This is a genomic window from Bradyrhizobium guangdongense, assembly GCF_006483445.1.
Taxonomy (GTDB): Bacteria; Pseudomonadota; Alphaproteobacteria; order Rhizobiales; family Xanthobacteraceae; genus Bradyrhizobium; species Bradyrhizobium guangdongense_A.
This window is the reverse complement of the sequence record NZ_PPPT01000217.1, coordinates 1-1,736: the sequence shown is the minus strand read 5'-3', so window position 1 is coordinate 1,736 and position 1,736 is coordinate 1. Positions and strand designations below refer to the sequence as shown.

The 1,736-nt window shown below is 62.9% G+C and carries 2 protein-coding genes; both read left to right on the top strand.

All coding sequences use genetic code 11. The features are described 5' to 3' along the window. A partial coding sequence (locus C2U70_RS28580; protein ID WP_186294525.1) for a UxaA family hydrolase occupies positions 1 to 929 on the top strand: 929 nt, incomplete at its 5' end. Positions 930 to 1,194: 265 nt separating this feature from the next. Continuing rightward, positions 1,195 to 1,716, top strand: coding sequence for a PAS domain-containing protein (locus C2U70_RS28575; RefSeq protein ID WP_140981977.1), 522 nt, complete (start codon positions 1,195 to 1,197; stop codon positions 1,714 to 1,716). The last annotated feature ends 20 nt before the right edge of the window (positions 1,717 to 1,736 follow it).

The following is a 1,736-nucleotide window of genomic DNA, read 5'->3' as shown; positions in this document are numbered from 1 at the left end:
TGATCGTGCTCGGCCTCGGTTGCGAGGTGAACCAGATCGGCGGTCTCATGGAAGAGCAAAAACTCGCCGGCCGTCTGCGCGCGATGGACATCCAGGAAGTCGGCGGCACCCGCAAGACGATGGAGGCGGGCGTTGCCTTCGTGCGCGAGACGCTGGCCGATGCCAACAAGGTCAAGCGAGAGTCCGTGCCGGCGAGCGAATTGACGGTGGCGCTGCAATGCGGCGGCTCCGACGGCTATTCCGGCGTGTCGGCTAACCCGGCGCTTGGTGCTGCCAGCGATCTCATCGTGCGCCATGGCGGGACGGTGGTGCTGTCGGAAACACCAGAGACCTATGGCGCCGAGCACCTGCTGACGCGCCGCGCGGTCAGCCGCGAGGTCGGCGAAAAGCTCGTCGGCCTGATGCGCTGGTGGGAAGAGTACACGAGCCGCGAAGGCGCCGAGATGAACGCCAATCCGAGCCCCGGCAACAAGGCCGGCGGTCTCACCACCATTTTGGAAAAATCGCTCGGCGCGATGGCCAAGGCCGGCACCACCAATCTCGTCGACGTGCTCAACTACGCCGAAGCCATCACCAAGAAGGGCTTTGTGTTCATGGACACGCCCGGCTACGACCCGGTCGCGGCAACGGGCCAGGTGGCCGGCGGTGCCAACCTCGTCTGCTTCACCACCGGGCGCGGCAGCGTGTTCGGCTGCAAGCCCGCGCCGTCGATCAAGCTTGCGACCAACACGCCCATGTACCAGCGCATGGAAGAGGACATGGACGTCAATTGCGGCACCATCCTCGAGGGCTCCGAAACCGTCGAGGAATGCGGCAAGCGCATCTTCGATCTGATCCTGAAGACCGCATCGGGTCAGCCGACCAAGAGCGAGAGTCTCGGTTTCGGCGGCGCCGAGTTCGCGCCTTGGGTGCTCGGTGCGACGATGTAATCGCGCTGCGCAGGCGCCGCGCCGTCGCTGCAACTGCAGGCAGAAGATCGGTATCATGTTGTTGTCGGCTGCGCGATGCGGCCGGCCGCGACACCGGGCTTCGTGGCGCGCTCATTCTACGCGACGAGATTCCATAAGTAATCATACGGAGGAGTGCGCACGTCGTGCGGGAACCCCCACTCACGCCTGATTAACACTGTTGCCGTAAGAACGAGGGTGATGCGAGCGCTACAGCGGCGTAGCGCCGACTTGTCGAGGATCGAAGATGGTGCAGGCGATACGTCCCACAGGGGTGGAAAATCTCCTCGGTGAGGAGGAGCTGATCGTCTCGAAGACCGACCTGAAGGGCCGCATCACCTACGCCAACGACATTTTCCTCCGCATGGCGAAATACTCCTGGAAGGAGCTGATGGGGGCGCCCCACAGCATGATCCGCCATCCCGAGATGCCGCGCTGCGTCTTCAAGCTGTTGTGGGACACGCTCCAAACCAAGCAGGAGATCTTCGCTTACGTCGTCAACCTGGCGAAGGACGGCAGTCATTACTGGGTCTTCGCCCACGTCACGCCGACATTCGACGAACGCGGCAACATCATCGGCTATCATTCCAATCGCCGCAAACCCGATTCCGCACCGGTCGAGCGCATCAAGCCGATCTACAAGGCGCTGTGCGAGGAAGAGGCGCGTCACCCCAATGCCAAGGATGGCATGCGCGCAAGCTTCGATACGATGGTCGGCCTGCTCAAGCAACAGAATGTCGGTTACGATGAATTCGTGCTCTCTCTCTAAGGCGCAGGCCGCGACCGCGC

Excerpts from the sequence above, each read along its gene's own strand:
- C2U70_RS28575 (WP_140981977.1), top strand. The coding sequence starts at position 1,195 with ATGGTGCAGGCGATACGTCCCACAGGGGTGGAAAATCTCCTCGGTGAG.